Annotated in this window: 15 protein-coding genes; 9 read left to right on the forward strand and 6 right to left on the reverse strand. The window is 72.2% G+C overall.

Annotation, left to right across the window (positions count from 1 at the left end; genetic code table 11):
- Window positions 1-11: 11 nt before the first annotated feature.
- Window positions 12-371, reverse strand: a complete 360-nt coding sequence (locus ACLBX8_RS26350; RefSeq protein ID WP_020095505.1) for a winged helix-turn-helix transcriptional regulator — start codon at window positions 369-371, stop codon at window positions 12-14.
- Window positions 372-480: 109 nt separating this feature from the next.
- Here ACLBX8_RS26350 and ACLBX8_RS26355 point away from each other — a divergent pair, with 109 nt between their 5' ends.
- Together ACLBX8_RS26355 and ACLBX8_RS26360 are read left to right on the forward strand one after the other, a co-directional pair.
- Complete coding sequence (locus ACLBX8_RS26355) at window positions 481-1500, forward strand: zinc-binding alcohol dehydrogenase family protein (protein ID WP_447716024.1); 1020 nt, start codon at window positions 481-483, stop codon at window positions 1498-1500.
- Between the two features lie 10 nt (window positions 1501-1510).
- On the forward strand, window positions 1511-1936 hold the full coding sequence (locus ACLBX8_RS26360; RefSeq protein WP_447716025.1) for a cupin domain-containing protein: 426 nt from the start codon (window positions 1511-1513) through the stop codon (window positions 1934-1936).
- Between the two features lie 4 nt (window positions 1937-1940).
- Here the strand turns inward: ACLBX8_RS26360 and ACLBX8_RS26365 are convergent, their stop codons facing one another.
- From ACLBX8_RS26365 to ACLBX8_RS26375, 3 genes are all read right to left on the reverse strand, one after another.
- The gene (locus ACLBX8_RS26365; protein ID WP_447716030.1) at window positions 1941-3125 is read right to left on the reverse strand and encodes an MFS transporter; all 1185 of its coding nucleotides are present in this window, start codon (window positions 3123-3125) and stop codon (window positions 1941-1943) included.
- A gap of 66 nt (window positions 3126-3191) precedes the next feature.
- Window positions 3192-3482 (reverse strand): type II toxin-antitoxin system RelE/ParE family toxin, encoded by a 291-nt coding sequence (locus tag ACLBX8_RS26370; RefSeq protein WP_447700744.1) that lies wholly within the window; start codon window positions 3480-3482, stop codon window positions 3192-3194.
- Window positions 3475-3744, reverse strand: a complete 270-nt coding sequence (locus ACLBX8_RS26375) for a type II toxin-antitoxin system ParD family antitoxin (protein ID WP_331318819.1) — start codon at window positions 3742-3744, stop codon at window positions 3475-3477. Before ACLBX8_RS26375 ends, ACLBX8_RS26370 begins: the two co-directional genes overlap by 8 nt.
- A gap of 286 nt (window positions 3745-4030) precedes the next feature.
- On the opposite strand from ACLBX8_RS26375, the gene uvrA reads away from it, so the two are divergent.
- From uvrA to ACLBX8_RS26410, 7 genes are all read left to right on the forward strand, one after another.
- Window positions 4031-7162, forward strand: a complete 3132-nt coding sequence (gene uvrA, locus ACLBX8_RS26380; RefSeq protein ID WP_447700743.1) for an excinuclease ABC subunit UvrA — start codon at window positions 4031-4033, stop codon at window positions 7160-7162.
- A 613-nt stretch (window positions 7163-7775) separates the two neighbouring features.
- Entirely contained in the window at window positions 7776-8756 is a 981-nt protein-coding gene (locus ACLBX8_RS26385) for a transporter (protein WP_447716026.1), read from the forward strand.
- A 275-nt stretch (window positions 8757-9031) separates the two neighbouring features.
- A complete protein-coding gene (locus ACLBX8_RS26390; protein ID WP_020095499.1) occupies window positions 9032-10006 on the forward strand; it encodes a S1C family serine protease in 975 nt (324 codons plus the stop codon).
- A gap of 166 nt (window positions 10007-10172) precedes the next feature.
- Window positions 10173-10442 (forward strand): GCG_CRPN prefix-to-repeats domain-containing protein, encoded by a 270-nt coding sequence (locus ACLBX8_RS26395; protein WP_020095498.1) that lies wholly within the window; start codon window positions 10173-10175, stop codon window positions 10440-10442.
- A 282-nt stretch (window positions 10443-10724) separates the two neighbouring features.
- Window positions 10725-10871 (forward strand): DUF1127 domain-containing protein, encoded by a 147-nt coding sequence (locus ACLBX8_RS26400; RefSeq protein ID WP_020095497.1) that lies wholly within the window; start codon window positions 10725-10727, stop codon window positions 10869-10871.
- A gap of 90 nt (window positions 10872-10961) precedes the next feature.
- On the forward strand, window positions 10962-12437 hold the full coding sequence (trmFO, locus tag ACLBX8_RS26405) for a methylenetetrahydrofolate--tRNA-(uracil(54)-C(5))-methyltransferase (FADH(2)-oxidizing) TrmFO (RefSeq protein ID WP_447716027.1): 1476 nt from the start codon (window positions 10962-10964) through the stop codon (window positions 12435-12437).
- A gap of 101 nt (window positions 12438-12538) precedes the next feature.
- On the forward strand, window positions 12539-13741 hold the full coding sequence (locus tag ACLBX8_RS26410) for a hydantoinase/carbamoylase family amidase (RefSeq protein WP_447716028.1): 1203 nt from the start codon (window positions 12539-12541) through the stop codon (window positions 13739-13741).
- A gap of 45 nt (window positions 13742-13786) precedes the next feature.
- Here the strand turns inward: ACLBX8_RS26410 and ACLBX8_RS26415 are convergent, their stop codons facing one another.
- Window positions 13787-14506 (reverse strand): CatB-related O-acetyltransferase, encoded by a 720-nt coding sequence (locus ACLBX8_RS26415; protein WP_091677325.1) that lies wholly within the window; start codon window positions 14504-14506, stop codon window positions 13787-13789.
- The coding region (locus ACLBX8_RS26420; RefSeq protein ID WP_447716029.1) for a glycosyltransferase at window positions 14503-17644 on the reverse strand (3142 nt) is incomplete at its 5' end. The genes ACLBX8_RS26415 and ACLBX8_RS26420, both read right to left, overlap by 4 nt.

Raw genomic sequence — 17644 nt, forward strand, 5'->3', positions numbered from 1 at the left:
GGTTTGCCCAATCAGGCGGCGTTTTGAGTCGTATCTGCCAATTCCGCGTGCAGATCACCCCAGGTCTTCAGCGCGCGGATGACCGGATCGAGGGACCGCCCCCGCTCGGTCAGGCTGTATTCTACCTTCGGAGGAACCTCGGCGTAGACCGTCCGGGTGATCAGGCCGTCGGCTTCCATTTCGCGCAGCTGGTTGGTGAGCATGCGCTGGGTCACGCTGGCGAGGCGCCGCCGGATCTCGTTGAAGCGCAGGGTCCCCTCCAGCAGGTGGTAGAGGATCACGCCCTTCCACTTGCCGTCGATGAGCCGGAGCGTCGCCTCGACGGCGCAGCCGGGGCTGCAGGCGCCCGTGTGGCGGCGGGTGCGGGGCATGGGCTGTCTCCGACGGTATCATTTCCGGCACTAGTGGCGTTTTATGTGCGTACTTGCGGCCCGTGAAGGCGGGCGGCATCTCCTGCGGCGACACTCCGAGGAGATCACCATGCGCGCCGTCGGCTACCGCAAGTCCCTGCCGATCACCGATCCCGAGGCCCTGGTCGACCTCGACCTGCCCCAGCCCGAGCCCGGCCCGCGCGACCTGCTGGTGAAGGTCGAGGCGGTCTCGGTGAACCCGGTCGACACCAAGGTCCGGCGGCGGGCCGAGCCGGAGGAAGGCGGCACCAAGGTGCTCGGCTGGGACGCGGCCGGCACCGTCGTCACCGCCGGCGCGGAGGTCCAGGGTTTCGCCGCGGGCGACGCGGTGTTCTACGCGGGCGACCTCACCCGGCCGGGGACGAACGCCGAATACCATTGCGTCGATGCCCGCATCGTCGGGCACAAGCCGAAGAGCCTCGACTGGGCGCAGGCCGCCGCCCTGCCGCTCACCGCGATCACCGCCTGGGAGACCCTGTTCGACCGGCTCGACGGGGACAAGCCGGTGCCGGGCGCGGCCCCGGCGATCCTGATCGTCGGCGGCGCGGGGGGCGTCGGCTCGGTGGCGATCCAGCTCGCCCGGGAACTCACCGACCTCACCGTGATCGCCACCGCGTCGCGGCCTGAGACGGCGGCCTGGTGCCGGGACCTCGGCGCCCACCACGTGGTCGACCATTCCAGATCCCTGGCGGCGGAGGTGGCGGCCCTGGGGATCGGCGCGCCGGGCCTCGTCTTCTCCACGACCAGCACCGACGCCCACCTCGCCGCGATCGTGGAACTGATCGCCCCGCAGGGCCGCCTCGCCCTGATCGACGATCCGGAGCGCCTCGACGTCGGGCTCCTCAAGCGCAAGAGCCTGTCGCTGCACTGGGAGTTCATGTTCACCCGCTCGATGTTCGCCACCGCCGACATCGCCGCCCAGGGTGCGCTCCTCGACGAGATATCCCGCCTCGTTGATTCCGGGCGCCTGCGCACCACCCTGGGGGAGCATTACGGGCGGATCGACGCCGCGAACCTGCGGCGCGCCCACGCGCTGGTCGAGAGCGGGCGCGCCAGGGGGAAGATCGTGCTCGAAGGTTTTTCCGATTGAGGAGGACGTGATGGCGGACGCGGCGGGGACCGGCCTCTTCGACGTGACGGTGCTGGCGGCGGGTCTGCCCGACAGCGCCGAGACCCTCCTGGTCGATACCTACCTGACCGACCGGGAGGCGGCGAGCGCCCGGGTGTTCCGGGTCTACCGGCCGACCCCGCCGCACTATCACGCCACCTGCGACGAGTACCTCTACTGCCTCTCGGGCCGGGGCCGGGTCTGGCTGGGCGATCCGGCCGCCGAGACGGCGTTCGGCCCGGGCCAGCTCCTGTTCTTCGAGAAGGGCACGGTCCACGCGATGCCGGCGCTCGAGCCCGGGGACCCGGTGGTGTTCCTGTCGATCGACACGCCCCGGCGGGCGCCGACCGACATCGTCTTCGTGAACCCGGAGGACGGGACGCCCGCCACCTTCATGGCGCGCAACGCCGAGGCGTGAGGGGTCACACCCGCAGGGACCGGCCGGCCGCCGCCACGCCGAGGAGCAGCGCCGCCACGATCAGCAGGGACGCGGGCAGGCCGAGCGCCTGCGCGGCGAAGCCGATCAGCGCGGGCCCCGCCAGCACCCCGGCATAGCCCAGCGTCGTCACCGCCGGCACCGCCACGCGCGCGGGCATCGCGGTCTGGCGCCCCGCCGCCGTGAACAGGACCGGGACGATGTTGGCGCAGCCCGCCCCGACCAGGGCGTAGCCGGCGAGCGCCGCCTCCCAGGCCGGGACGACGACCGAGAGCGCGAGGCCGGCCGCCGCCAGCAGGCCGCCGAGGATCACCACGGGCCGCCGGCCGAGGCGGGCCACGATCGCATCCCCGCCGAGCCGGCCGGCCGTCATGGTGACCGAGAAGGAAGCGTAGCCGAGCGCCGCCCAGGCCGGATCGAGCCCGCGCTGCTGGATCGGGAACACCGCGCTCCAATCGAGGGCCGAGCCCTCGGTGAGGAACACCACGCAGCAGAGCAGGCCGAGGACCAGCACCGGGCCCCGGGGCAGCGCGAGGGCGGGACCGCCGCTGTCGCCGCCCCCTGCCCGGTCGGTCCGCAGGATGCCGGGCCAGGCCGCCGCGAACAGGGCCGCGATGCCCCCGACGAGCAGCAGCGCGCTCCAGCCCGCGCCGAGCCCGGCGGCCAGCAGGACGCTGGCGATCAGCGCCCCCAGGATGCAGCCGAGGCTGTAGAGGCCGTGGAAGCCCGACATCATCGGCCGCCCGCCGGCGCGCTCGACGGCGACGGCCTGCAGGTTCATGACGCAGTCCACCGCCCCCATCCCGGCCCCGAACAGCAGCAGCGCCCCGGTGAGCGGGACGAGCCCGGAGGCCAGGGCCAGGACCGGCAGGGCCAGGCCGAGCGCCAGCGTCCCGGCGAGCAGGACCGGCCGGTATCCCAGCCGCGCGGCCGCCGCCCCGGCGCTCGGCATCGCCAGGAGCGAGCCGATGCCGAAGGTGAGGAGCAGCAGGCCGAGCCCGGCCTCGTCGAGGCCGGCGCGGTCCTTCACCAGCGGCACCAGGGGCGCCCAGGTGGCGTTGGCGATGCCCACGATCAGGAACAGGAGCCGCGTGGACAGGCGCTGCTGGGTGGCCGTGCGGTCGTCGGAACCGCGGAGGGCGGCCGGATCGGTCGCGTCGCATGCTGGCATCGGCACCTGTCGATCGCGTCGCATCTCGGGGCTCGGGCGGCTCGGGCAGCGCAGCGAAAACCCACGCTACAGGTCGAGCCCCCTCACGCTGCGGCCGTGGACGATGGCCAGGATCAAGACACCGCCTTCCACCGGCTCGTACAGGATGACGTGGGCGGCGTACTCGTGCCGATGCACGCCGTGCCGGATCGCGGCAGCTGTCCGGCCCATGCGGGGATTGTCGGCAAGAAGCTGGAAGATGCGTTCCAACCCGTCAGCATAGGCTTCCGCTTGGCGGATACCGAACTGCCGGTAACCATAGACAGCGATGTCGAACAGATCCGCTTCAGCCCGCGCCGTGAGGGTATAGTCACTCATCTAGCGGTTGGTCAGACTGCGCGTGCTTCCTGGCCCGGGCGAGGATCTCGGGCACCTTGCGGCGGCTCGGTCCTCCGGCGCGGGCCTCGTCGACGATCCGGCGCAGATCCTCAAGCGTCAAATCGGCCTGGGCTCGTCTCTCGCGGTCACGGCGCACGAGGTCGCGGACGTAGTCGCTCGTGCTGGCATAATCGCCCTGTCTGATCTGCGCTTCGATCCACTCCTTCATCGGGTCGGGCAGGGAAATCGTCATGGTCGCCATGGGGTCTCCGTTATTCGCCCGGAAGGATCACGCGCCCGACGATAAGCGTTTTTCACAAATTATCTTATAGGCTGAGGCGTCGATGACGTCACCCGCACCGCCGCTACACCGAAGTGTTGCCGCCGTACGCGTTTCGTTCTAGCAAGGGCGGCGCATGACGGGCCTGCGTCCCGCCGGCCGCATCTTGCCGTGAGCCCCGTCGGGCTCGACATGAGGCCGTTGCGGCGGCTGGCCCGCGCGCGAATCCGATCTGACCGCGTCGACGCCTCGAAAGACCGCCGCCCTCATGGCCAAAGCCCAAGCTGGAAGTCGTGCCGCAAGCCGCGCCGACGCCGCCAAAGCCGCTCCCAAGTCGCCCGTCAAGGCGGTCCCGGCCAAGACAGCTCCGGCCAAGGTGGCCCCTGTGAAGGCAGTTCCGGCCAAGGCAGCCCAGCCCAAGCCGGCCCGCGCGAAGGGCGAGGCGTCCGCTGCGCGGACCGAGGCCGCCATCGACGCCAAGCTGGAGGCCCTGTTCGACGCCGCGCCGGCCCCCGTCGAGGACCGGCGGGTCATCGCGATCCGCGGCGCCCGGGAGCACAATCTCAAGAACGTCGACCTGACCATCCCGCGGGACAAGCTCGTGGTCTTCACCGGGCTCTCGGGCTCGGGCAAGTCGTCGCTCGCCTTCGACACGATCTACGCCGAGGGGCAGCGCCGCTACGTCGAGTCGCTCTCGGCCTACGCCCGCCAGTTCCTGGAGATGATGTCCAAGCCCGACGTCGACCAGATCGACGGGCTGTCGCCGGCGATCTCGATCGAGCAGAAGACCACCTCGAAGAACCCCCGCTCGACCGTGGGGACGGTGACCGAGATCTACGACTACATGCGCCTGCTCTGGGCGCGGGTCGGCATCCCCTACTCGCCGGCCACCGGCCTGCCGATCGAGAGCCAGACCGTCCAGCAGATGGTCGACCGGGTGCTGGAGCTGCCGGAGAAGACCCGGCTCTACCTGCTGGCGCCCGTGGTTCGCGGGCGGAAAGGCGAGTACCGCAAGGAGATCGCCGAATATCAGAAAAAAGGCTTCCAGCGGCTGCGCGTGAACGGCGAATACTACGCCATCGACGATGTGCCCAAGCTCGACAAGAAGTTCAAGCACGACATCGACGTGGTGGTGGACCGGATCGTGGTCCGGGCCGATATCGGCTCGCGGCTGGCCGAGTCCTTCGAGACCGCGCTGGAACTCGCCGACGGCGTCGCCGAGATCGTGTTCGCCGACGCCCCCGAGGGCGAGGCGCCGCGGACCGTCACCTTCTCGTCGCGCTTCGCCTGCCCGGTCTCGGGCTTCACCATCGCGGAGATCGAGCCGCGGCTGTTCTCGTTCAACAACCCGTTCGGCGCCTGCCCGACCTGCAGCGGCATCGGCCACGAGATGCGGATCGATCCCGAGCTGGTGATCTCCGATCCGGCCTTGAGCCTGAAGCGCGGCGCGGTCGGCCCCTGGGCGAAGTCGACCTCGCCCTATTACGGCCAGACGCTCGAGGCGCTCGCCGAGCATTTCGGCTTCAAGACGGGCGTCCCCTGGCAGAGCCTGTCGGAGACGGCCCGCGCCATCGTGCTCTACGGCTCGGGCAAGCAGGCGGTGCGCTTCGCCTACGACGACGGCTTGCGCAAGTACACGGTCAACAAGCCGTTCGAGGGCGTGATCCCGAACCTGGAGCGCCGCTACAAGGAGAGCGACTCGGACGCCGTGCGCGAGGAGATCGGGCGCTTCATGAGCGAGACGCCCTGCGCCGCCTGCGGCGGCAAGCGGCTGAAGCCCGAGGCTCTGGCCGTGAAGGTCGCCATGGCGGACATCGCCGACGTGACCGCCCTCTCGGTCTCCGAGGCGCACCGCTGGTTCTCGGACCTGCCCGGGAAGCTGACCGCGAAGCAGAACGAGATCGCGGTCCGGATCCTGAAAGAGATCCGCGACCGGCTGAGCTTCCTGGTGGATGTCGGCCTGGAATACCTGACGCTCGCCCGCGGCTCCGGCTCGCTCTCGGGCGGCGAGAGCCAGCGCATCCGCCTCGCCTCGCAGATCGGCTCCGGCCTGACCGGCGTGCTCTACGTGCTGGACGAGCCCTCGATCGGCCTGCACCAGCGCGACAACGAGCGGCTGCTCGGCACGCTCAAGCGCCTGCGCGACCTCGGCAACTCGGTGATCGTGGTCGAGCACGACGAGGACGCGATCCTGCAGGCCGATTACGTGGTCGATGTCGGCCCGGGCGCCGGCATCCACGGCGGCGAGATCATCGCGCAGGGCACCCCCGCGGAGGTGCTGGCGAACCCCGCCTCGCTCACCGCCAAGTATCTCACGGGCGCGATGGCGGTGCGCACCCCGACCGCCCGCCGCAAGGGCCGGAAGGGCAAGCTCGGCCTGTTCGGCGCGCGGGGCAACAATCTCAAGGACGTGGACGTCGAGATCCCGCTCGGCACCTTCACGTGCATCACCGGCGTCTCGGGGGGCGGCAAGTCCACCCTGGTGATCGACACCCTCTACAAGGCCGTCGCCAAGAAGCTGAACGGCGCCCTGGAGCACCCGGCCCCCTACGGGCGGCTGGAGGGGCTGGAGCACCTCGACAAGGTCATCGACATCGACCAGTCGCCGATCGGCCGCACGCCGCGCTCGAACCCCGCCACCTATATCGGCGCCTTCACGCCGATCCGCGACTGGTTCGCGGGCCTCCCCGAGGCCAAGGCGCGGGGCTACCAGCCCGGCCGCTTCTCGTTCAACGTCAAGGGCGGGCGCTGCGAGGCCTGCTCGGGCGACGGCGTCATCAAGATCGAGATGCACTTCCTGCCGGACGTCTACGTCACCTGCGACGTCTGCAAGGGCAAGCGCTACGACCGCGAGACCCTGGAGGTGAAGTACCGGGGCAAGTCCATCGCCGACGTGCTCGACTCCACCGTCGAGGAGGCGGCCGAGCTGTTCAAGGCGGTGCCGGCGATCCGCGACAAGCTCGAGACCCTGAAGCGGGTCGGCCTGCACTACGTCCATGTCGGCCAGCAGGCCACCACCCTGTCGGGGGGCGAGGCGCAGCGCGTGAAGCTCTCCAAGGAGCTGTCGAAGCGCGCCACCGGCCGCACCCTCTACATCCTCGACGAGCCGACCACCGGCCTGCACTTCCACGACGTCGCCAAGCTCATGGAGGTGCTCCACGAGCTGGTCGACCAGGGCAACACCGTGGTGGTGATCGAGCACAACCTCGAAGTGATCAAGACCGCCGACTGGGTGATCGACATGGGCCCCGAGGGCGGCGACGGCGGCGGCCGGGTGGTGGCGCAGGGCACGCCGGAAGAGATCGCCCGCGCCAAGGCCAGCCATACCGGCCGGTTCCTGCGCGAGGTGCTGGAGCGGCGGCCCGCCTCACCCGCGAGCCGCGGTCGCGCCGCGGAGTAGCGCGGCGGCGGAGGGGGGGCGGACCGTCCGGGGGCGGGCATCGCACGCACCGGCGACCGTGCCGGACGCGCCCCCGCCCCTGCAGTGCGGGCGCGGGTCCGACGCGACGATCACCCGCTCCCGGGCCGGCGCGGCAGTTTCTGCCGGGTCTCGGCCGGACCCCGCGCCCGCGGACGGTGATTCGAGCGGCCGGATCCGGCTCCGGACCCGCCGCCGACCGGCTCGGAGCCGGATCCCGGCCCGCGCGTCCGGACCGGCGGCCTGCCCGATCACCTTCCCGCCTTTGCCGGATTCTCCCGCGGCCCGGGCCGGCAACAGCTTGACCGTTCAACGATATTTTGCCGAAACCGCGGTCCGAGCAGGGTCTGTGGACAGTGTTGCATCGCCGCAAAAATGCGGCTTTTGCGCAACGGTTCGGCCGGTTGTGGCGTTTCGGCGAGCATTCCACTGTCTTTCCGCAGGTCTCTGTAGAATAGTCGCAGACGTTGAGACGGGCAGGCTCCGTGGGGGCGCTCGGCAGGTCCGAAGCCGGCAGCCGCGATAGGCGAGCAGACCGGCAGGGAAGTGCCGAATGCGGGACGGACGCCGTATGACCTTGGGAAGGAATGAGAAAATGATGAAGAACTGGCTCGCGGCCGGCACGGTCGCGCTCACGGTCGGCATGACCTCGACGATCGCGCAGGCGCAGACCACGACGGTTCCGGGCGAGCAGGTCGGCCTCGCCGTCGGCGCGCCGCTGCCGGAAGGCCTCTACGCGATCAACACGTTCACCTATCGCCGCACCGACGCGCCGAACTCGCCCGACACGGCCGTCAACATCCCGGTCCTGGTCTGGTCGACCCCGTTCGTGCCGTTCGGCGGCCGCGTCGAGCTGCTCGTGGCGCCCCCGACCGTGTTCGCCTTCACCCGCAACCCGGCGGGCGTGCGCAACAAGGACATCTCGATCAACGTCGGCACCTTCGTCGGCGGCATCTGGGCCTTCGACCTCGGCAACAACTTCGGCGTCAGCTTGCTCGGCGGCGCCTACCTGAACGACCTGAACGGCGACCGCGGCTCGATCATCACCGCGAACGGCACGACGGCCACCCCGGTCCTGCCGCAGCTCTCCTCCAACACCTACCGCTTCGGCGTCGCCGGCAGCTACACGGGTGACGGCTGGAACCTGACCGCCAACCTGACCGCCAACATCTACGACTCGCCCGGCCGCTTCCCCGGCCAGGTCGGCGCCGCCATCGGCCCGATCCGCCTGTCGGACTCGCTGAACTTCGACCTCACGGCGACCAAGAAGTTCGGCAACTTCGAGATCGGCCCGATCGCCTACGGCACCTACAACTTCGACATCAGCCAGGCCAGCGCGGCGGCCGGCAACCGCGGCCGCTTCGCCATCGGCGGCCTCATCGGCTACGACTTCAAGATCTTCACCGTCCAGGCCTACGTTGCCCGCGACGTCGTGACCGGCGCGCAGTACACCAACGCGTTCGGCCGCACCCGCGACAACTACTCCACCGACGGCTGGATCCGGTTCATCGTGCCGCTCTACTCGCCGACCCCGGCCGCCGCGCCGGTCCCGGCGCCGCTGGTCCGCAAGTACTGAGATCCTTCCGAGACACCGGGCTCCCCGCCGCCGCGCGGCGGGGGCTCCCGGATCTCCGACAGGCCGTCCTCCGGGACGGCGCGCCGCCCGGCTCCGCCGGGCGGTTTTTCTTTGTGCCGGTGCCGCCGCGGGCCGCACCCGGCCGCCCCGGGCGGGCCCGTGCCACGGGTCGCAGCCGGCCGCGGGTGACGCGGGCGGCGCGGACATCCTATGGTGTGCCGATGGCGCGGCTCCGGGGCCGACCGGAGCGCAGGCGGACGAGCCGAAGGATTGTCATGGCGACGCAGGGCGAGTGGAAGATCCCCGCGCAGGCCCAGCCCAGGCCCGCGGATTACGGCTACGACCTCGACCGGGCGCTCTCCGCGGTCCTGGCCCTGTCGGCGCGGATCCCGGACAGCGCGTTCACGGCCGAGACGCTCGGCACCGAGCGCGCCGGCAACGGCGTGGTGATCCGCGAGGACGGGCTGGTGCTCACCATCGGCTACCTCGTCACCGAGGCCGAGAGCGTCTGGCTCACCACCCGGGACGGCCGCTCGGTGCCCGGCCACGTCCTCGGCTTCGACGCCGCCACGGGCTTCGGCCTGGTCCAGGCGCTCGGCGATCTCGGCGTGCCGGCCCTCCCGCTCGGCCACTCGGCCGGACTCAAGACCGGCGACCGGGCCGTGCTGGCCGGGGCGGGCGGGCGCCAGCGCTGCGTCGCCGTCGAGGTCGTGGCCCGGCAGGAATTCGCCGGCTACTGGGAGTACGTCCTCGACGAGGCCCTGTTCACCGCCCCCGCGCACCCGCACTGGGGCGGGACCGCGCTGATCGGCCCCCAGGGCGACCTGCTGGGCATCGGCTCGCTGCAGCTGCAGCAGGGCGGCGGCGGCGCGGCGCGGCCGATCAACATGGTCGTGCCCATCGATCTGCTGACGCCGATCCTCGAGGACCTCGCCACGCGCGGGCGGGCCGACCGGCCGCCCCGCCCCTGGCTCGGCCTCTACGCCACCGAGAGCGAGGAGGGCATCGTCGTGATGGGCCTCGCCGATAACGGCCCGGCCGAGACCGGCGGCCTCCAGGCCGGCGACGTGATCGAGGCGGTGGCCGGCGAGCCGGTGGCCGACCTCGCCGCCCTGTTCCGGAGCGTCTGGGCCCTGGGCGAGGCCGGGGTGCGGGTCCCCCTCACGATCCGCCGGGAGGGGCGCGGCGTGAAGCTCGCCCTCGTCTCCGGGGATCGGGAGCGGTTCCTGCGCACGCCCTCGCTGCACTGAAGTCGCGACCCGGAGCGTGCAACCTTCGCGCTCCGAGCGGCGTTGCCGCGGCGCCGTCGCGGGCCTGTACCGGACACAACCTACGGCTCAGCGACGGTTCAGGTGGCGGGACCGAATCTCGAACGACCGGCTCCCGATCCGCCGGAAACGTTGAGGAGATCCAGTCATGACGATTCTGAGCGCACCGCGCGCGAAGGCACTCGTGATGGCCGCCGCGATCGCCGGCGGCCTCGGGCTCGCGGGGTCTGCCGAGGCGGCCGGGGGCTGCGGCCCCGGCTTCCATCCCAATCCGTGGGGCATCTGCCGGCCGAACTGGGGCCCCCGGCCCTACGGCTACTGGCGGCGCCCGGTCTATTACGGCGGGTACGGCGGTTACTACCGGCCGCGGCCCTTCTACCGGCCCTACGGCTTCTACGGGCCGCGCCCGTTCTACTGAGCCCCCGTCCGAGTTCGTCAGACGGCATGCAGGGCGTCCCGCCGACCGGCGGGGCGCCCTTCGCGCGTGCGGGAGGCCCTCGGCGCCCTGCATGCGCACAAAGAATGACCATCCGGAAACCTTGCCGGTTTCTTAAGCCGGTTATGCGATTTTCGCAGGTCTGGTGCTTGACCTTACGACTCCTGCTGCGCTGCGGCGCGATTATATGTGCGTTGCACCAACAAGAGGCAGCGATGCGCAATGGGGCGCCATCGTCTGCCCGAGCAGAGGTCACAGCACACCATGTCCGCCGCCCGTAGCGTCCTGAGCCGCGTCCGCGCCTATCTCCGGTACCGCGACACCGTCACCCAGCTGTCCCGCCTGTCGGACCGCGATCTTGCCGATCTCGGCATCAACCGCAGCGAGATCCGCGGCGTCGCCCGCGTCTGATCCCCGCGTCCGCGCCACAGCGCCCGAGACGAATGCCTCGAAGGACCGCCGCCCGTTGATCCGGACGGCGGTCCTTCGCTATTCTCGGACATGACACAGACCATCCACATCGTCGGCGGCGGCCTCGCCGGATCCGAGGCCGCCTGGCAGGTGGCCGAAGCCGGGCACCGCGCCGTGATCCACGAGATGCGCCCGGTGCGCGGCACCGAGGCGCACCGCACCGACGGGCTGGCCGAGCTCGTCTGCTCCAACTCGTTCCGGTCGGACGACCCCGAGGGCAACGCCGTCGGGCTGCTGCACCAGGAGATGCGCTCCTTGAGCTCGCTGATCATGCGGGCGGCCGACGCCAACCAGGTGCCGGCGGGCGGGGCGCTGGCGGTCGACCGCGAGGGCTTCTCCGCCGCGGTGACCCGGGCCCTGGAGCAGCACCCGAACGTCACCCTCGTCCGCGGGGAGGTCGAGGGCCTGCCGCCGGAGGAATGGGGCCCCTGCATCGTCGCCACCGGCCCGCTCACCGCGCCGGCGCTGGCCGAGGGCATCCGCGGGCTCACCGGCGCCGAGTCGCTGGCCTTCTTCGACGCGATCGCGCCGATCGTCCACCGCGACTCGATCGACATGGACGTGGCGTGGTTCCAGTCCCGCTACGACAAGCCGGGACCCGGCGGCACGGGCGCGGACTACCTCAACTGCCCGATGACCCGGGAGCAGTACGATTCCTTCGTGGCCGCCCTCGTGGCGGGCGAGAAGATCGGGTTCAAGCAGTGGGAGGGCACGCCCTATTTCGACGGCTGCCTGCCCGTCGAGGTCATGGCCGAGCGCGGCCCCGAGACGCTGCGCCACGGGCCGATGAAGCCCGTGGGGCTCACCAATCCCCGCGACCCGCTGGTCAAGCCCTGCGCGATCGTGCAGCTGCGCCAGGACAACGCGCTGGGCACCCTGTACAACATGGTCGGCTTCCAGACGAAGCTGACCTACGCCGAGCAGGTGCGGGTCTTCCGCATGATCCCCGGCCTGGAGCGGGCCGAGTTCGCCCGCCTCGGCGGCCTGCACCGCAACACCTACCTCGACAGCCCGCGCCTCCTCGACGCCACCCTCCGGCTGCGGGCCCGTCCGACCTTGCGCTTCGCCGGGCAGATCACCGGCTGCGAGGGCTACGTCGAGAGCGCCGCGGTCGGGCTGATGGCCGGCCGCTTCGCCGTCGCGGAGGCGGCCGGCGACCCCCTCGCCCCCCTGCCCCAGAGCACGGCCCTCGGCGCGCTCATCGCCCACATCACCGGCGGCCACCTGATGGCGGACGGGGAGGCCAACGCCCCGCGCTCGTTCCAGCCGATGAACGTGAATTTCGGCCTGTTCCCGCCGCTCGAGCGGGCCCCCCGCAACGAGACCGGCCGGCGCCTGCGCGGGCCCGAGAAGGCGGCGCTGAAGAAGCGCGCGCTCACCGACCGGGCCCGGGCCGATCTCGCCGCCTGGCTGGAGGGCGCGGGGGGCGGTGCGCGGGGTGGCGCGCGGGGTGGCGCGCGGGGTGGCGCGCAGGGCGCGGCCTCGAGACCTGCGGCGGCGGAATAGCGGGCCGCACGGGGCTTGCACCGCCGGAGGCCTCCTCACGTGGCCGCCTCACTCGGCCTCAACACTTGGCCTCAAACTTGGCCTCATCGCCTGGGCTCACCATGACCGCGATCGACACCCGGGCCTTCCTGGCCGACCTGTACGAACTGCGCGAGATCGGCCGGTTCCGCACCGGCGTCCACCGGCCGACGTTCTCGGCCGACGACATGGAATCCCGGCGCTGGCTGATGGCCCGGCTCGAGGCCTGCGGCCTGGAGGCCTCCATCGACGGGATCGGCAACGTGCTCGGGCGCCACCGCGGGCCGGGCCCGCACCTGCTGGTCGGCAGCCACATCGAGACGCAGAACGAGGCCGGCTGGCTCGACGGGGCGCTGGGCGTCGTGGCCGGGGTCGCGCTGGCCCGCGCCGGGCTGCCCGTCGACGTCGTCGCCTTCGCGGACGAGGAGGGGCACTTCTCGGGGGGCTTCCTGGGCAGCCGCTCGGCGATCGGCGACCTGACCGAGGCCGAGATCGACGAGGCCCGCAACCGCACCGACGGCACGCCGCTCCGCGCCGCGCTCGCAAGCGCCGGCCTCGCCGGCCTGCCCCGGACGCGGCTCGACCCGGACCGCTACCGCGGCTTCCTCGAGATGCACATCGAGCAGGGCACGCAGCTCGAATCCGCCGGCCTGCATCTCGGCGTGGTGAGCGGCATCGTGGCGATCTGGCAGTTCCGGATCGACTTCGCCGGCAACCAGGACCACGCGGGCGGCACCACCATGGCGGAGCGCCGGGACGCGGGTCTCTCGGCGGTGCGGCTGCTCGCGGCGATCGACCGGGAATTCCCGAAGGTCTGCGGCCCGCGCAGCACCTGGACCACGGGACGGATCACCCTGGATCCCGGCGGCTTCAGCATCATCCCGGGGCGGGCCGAGGTGTATTTCCAGTTCCGCGACGTGGCGATGCCCGTGCTGGAGCGGATGGAGGCCTGCCTGGAGGCGCTGGTGCGGGACTCGAACCGGCGCGAGCGCTGCCCGGCCACGCTGACGGCCCTGGCCAAGGCGATCCCCGCCCCCTGCGACCCGGCCCTGATGCGCGCCCTCTCGGAGGCGGCCGAGGGCGTCTGCCCCGGCGGGTGGCAGGTGATGCCGTCGGGGGCCGGGCACGACGCCCAGAACGTCGCCCGGATCCTGCCGGCCGCGATGCTGTTCGTGCCCTCGATCGGCGGCATCAGCCACCACTGGGCGGAGGATACCAGCGACGCCGACCTCGCCCTCGGCGTGCGGGCGCTGGGCGACGCGGCGGCGCGGGTGCTGGCGGGCTGAGCGCGCCGCCCCGGGCGCCCGGCGCGTTTCGGCGGGCGCCGGGCCTCAGGCGCCCGGCACCAGCGACCGGATCGGGATCAACTCCGGCCGGTATTCCTGCATGCCGCCGGCGATCCGCTCCTCGACGGCGTCGATGAACCGCTCCGGGTCGGTGATCGAGCACTGGCGCAGGTCCCAGAAGGCGTAGCGCCACCATTGCACCTTCAGGTAGCGCTCGATCAGCGCGTCCGGGAAGCGCATCTTCACGATCCGGGCGGGGCTGCCGGCCACGATCGCGTAGGGCGGCACGTCCTTGGTCACCACCGCCATGGCGCCGATCACCGCCCCGTCGCCGATCGTGATGTCGGGCATCAGGAAGGCGCCGTGGCCGATATAGACGTCGTTGCCGATACGCACGCGCTTGGGCCAGAGATACGGGCCGGAGATCTCGTAATCCTCCGCCCGCGGGTCGATGCGGTCGAACACGGCCGAGTGGTGCGTGTAGAACAGCGGCGAGGTCGAGCCGCACTGGACCGGGTGGCTGCCGCGCCCGACCTGGACGCTCTCGCCGATCGAGCAGTAGCGGGCGATGTCGGCCCCGAAATAGTAGCCGCTGACCGCGTACGAGAACGCCCCCATGGTGAGGCAGTAATCGACGCCCATCCACTTGATGCTGCACGGCGGCTCGAAGACGCAATCCTCCGGCAGGCCGAACGGGGCCGGGTGCAGCACCGAGATGCCGCGGCGCAGCATCTCCTGCTTCATGTCCTCGTTGACGGAGATCATGCGGCGTCCTCGTCGCTGGGGTGCCCGGTCCCGGCCGGCGCCGGGTCCAGGCCGTAATAGTCGCCCATCAGGTCGCCGTAGGTGGCGGCCCGGATCGGCACGGTGAGCCGGCCCGCGGCCGAGACGTCGATGGCGAGCAGGCGGTCGTTGAAGGCGGCCGGATCGGTGGCCAGCGCGCCGGGGAGCAGGTGCCCGTTCGGGTAGGCGCGCAGCCGCTCGGCCGGCGCGCCGAGGTCGAAGGCCGCCACCGGCAGGCCGGTGCGCAGCGCCAGGGTCAGCGCGTACGAGTAGGTCTCGGGCCAGATCGCCGGCAGCAGCACGAGGTCGGCCGAGAGCCGCCAGACCAGGTCCAGGGCCTCGTGGTCCCCGGAATAGCGCCCGGTCTGGGCGACCCCGACGCGCTCCAGGCCGATCGCCAGGGCCGGGTCCGAGTAGCCCACGATCGCGAAGTGCAGCGGCAGGTCGCGGTCCTGCGCGTCGGTGGCGAGCGCCTGCAGGAACAGGCCGCCCTTCGTGGCGCTGATCGCGCCGAGCACGGCGACGCGGCGGATTCGACCGGGCCGCTGGAGGGCGGTCGAGCGCACCGACCGCTCCGGCTCGACGTGCGGCCGCACCGTGACCGACAGATCCGGGTACACCGTCCGGATCCGGCCCGCCGTGTCGGAGGACGGCGCGAACACCCGCGCGGCGCCCGCCAGGAACGCCCCGAACGCCGCCCGCCGCTCGCCCGGATCCGGCTCCTCGAACCCGTCCGCGTCCACCGCCAGGCACGACCGGCACTCGGTGACCGGCGCCAGGCCGCAGTAGCGCCCGTCCGGCTGCACCAGGTGGTTGCGGTGGCACACCGGCGAGTAGTCGTGCAGCGTCCACGCGTAGGGACGCCCCGACCCCGCCACCACCGCCATCAGCGCCCGCGCCGCGCCCCAGCGCAAGCCCGCCAGCGAGTGCACGTGGATCAGGACCGGCGCCAGCTGCCCGACGAACTCCGCGAGCTCCGCCGCGTCGCGCGGCAGGTACAGGCTGTCGAGGTTGGGCAGGTACAGGAACTCGGGGCCGCGATACGAGACGTGGACCTCGAGGTTGCGGGTCCGGTCGATCTGCAGCAGCACCACGCTCAGGCCCTCGGCCCGGGCCTGCGCGACCATGTCGTCGATGTGCCGCTGGATGCCCCCGCCCCAGCTGTGCGTCACGTACAGCAGCGCCCGGCCGGCGAAGTGCCGGGCGAGCCGCGCCCGGTCGAGCCGCGCCCGCCCGCGCCGGCCGGGATCGGCCTGGACGAACTGCCCGACCCGGGCCGGGTAGTCGGGATGCTTGGCGAGCAGCGCCGCCTGGCCCTGGTCGTACTCGCCGCCCGCGTCGAGCCCGAACGAGATCTGGCCGGCATGGTGGACGAACACGTCCTCGGCGAGCAGGTTGACGAAGCCGGCCTTGATGGCGCGCAGGCACCAGTCGTTCTCCTCGCCGTAGCCCTTGCCGAAGGCCTCGGCGTCGAGGTCGCCGACGGCGTCGAGGGCGGCGGCGGTCATGTACATGCAGAAGCCGACGCCGGTGGGCACGGGCACGGCGCGGCCGCGATTGACCTGCGCGGCCACGCGGTCGAGGTCGGGCCGGGCGATCTCCAGCGGCATGGTGTTGTTGGCGTTGAAGCGCGGGTAGGAGCAGATCGTGGCGTTGTTGGACAGCGGCGTGACGCTGCCCACGGGCAGCCCCGCGCCCATCCCTGCCCCAGCCCCTGCTTCCGTGCCGGACCCGGCCTGAGGGTCTGTCTGAGGTTCGGCGTGGGCGACGAGGCGGTCGAGCCAGTCGCCGAAGACTTCAGCGTCGGAGTTGAGCAGGACGACGGCGCGGCCCTGGCGCAGGCCGAGGGCGCGGTTGACCGAGCGGACGAAGCCGAGGTTGCGCTCGTTCTCGACGAGGTGGAACAGGCCGCGGCCGGCGAGGGCGGCGAGGTCCGCAGTGAGCTGCGGGTCGGGGGAGCGGTCGTTGACGGCGAGCAGGGTGAAGGGCGTGGCCTGGGGCGCCGACAGGCAGGCGTGGAGGGCGCGCAGGGTCTCGCCGCGGCCCTTGTAGACGGGGACGATAACGACGACGCGGGCCTGCGCGATGGGCAGGGCCCGGGGCAGGCGGTCCCATTCGTCGGCGGCCGGGGCCTCCATGGGCGGGTAGGTGCCGAGATCCTCGGGGCAGCCCATCAGCCCGGCGGCCCGGCCGGTGCGCACGTAGTGCAGGAACGGCGACTCCCCGGGACCCAGCAGGTACCCGTAGGTCTCCCGGTAGAACGCGATCGAGAAGGCCTTGCTCGGGTCCCGGCCCTCGTGCTGCCCGTAGGCGACGAAGTGGGCGAGCGGGGCGTCGGCGGCGTCGGGGTTGCGCTTGGCGTAGAAGGCGGCGTCGAAGAACGGTGCGACCGTCCGGGCCTCGTCGGCCAGCGCCGCCTCCCGCGAATCCGGCGTGCCGTAGCGGGGGTGGAAGGCACCGGCCGCGATGTCGGTCCCGTGCATCAGCGCCGTGGCGAGGCGGTGGACGAGGGGCGCGAGGCCCGTCTCGCGCATCCCGGGATGCGCGTCGGCGTAGGCCTGCCCGTCGAAGTCGGGCCTGGGGTTGCGGCCCGCGCGCCAGCCGGTGTCGCAGTAGTCGCGCACCGCGTCCTCCGCCTCGGACAGGCCGTAGCGCGCCCGGTAGAAGCCGTAGTCGAAATGCCCCGCCACCAGCCGCGCCTGCAGGTCCAGGAACGCGTCCCGCTCGAGGGTCTCCTGCCCGATCGCCCCCAGCCAGCCCGTGTCCTCGACCGGCGCCCGCGCCGGCCGCAGCCCGCAGACCCGCAGCAGCGCCGCCAGCGTCGAGCGCCCCGGGCCGGGATCGCGCAGCTCCCGCCAGCCCGCCTCGGCGAAGTGCAGGAACGGCTCGCGCCCGCCCACGTCCGGATAGGTCGCCCGGTACCACGCCGCGTCCACCGCCGGCAGGTTCAGCCGGTGCGGCCCCGCGAACGGCTCGGCCCCCGTCAGCCGGGTCTCGGCGACGTAGCGGAAGAACGGGTCGTCCGCGACCGCCCGGCTGCCGGCCCGCGCCTGCACGTAGCCGGCCGGGTCGAAGTCCGGCCGCGGGCCGATCCGCGCCCGCCAGCCCTCCGCCACGTAG

Source organism: Methylobacterium sp. D48H (genome assembly GCF_053345715.1).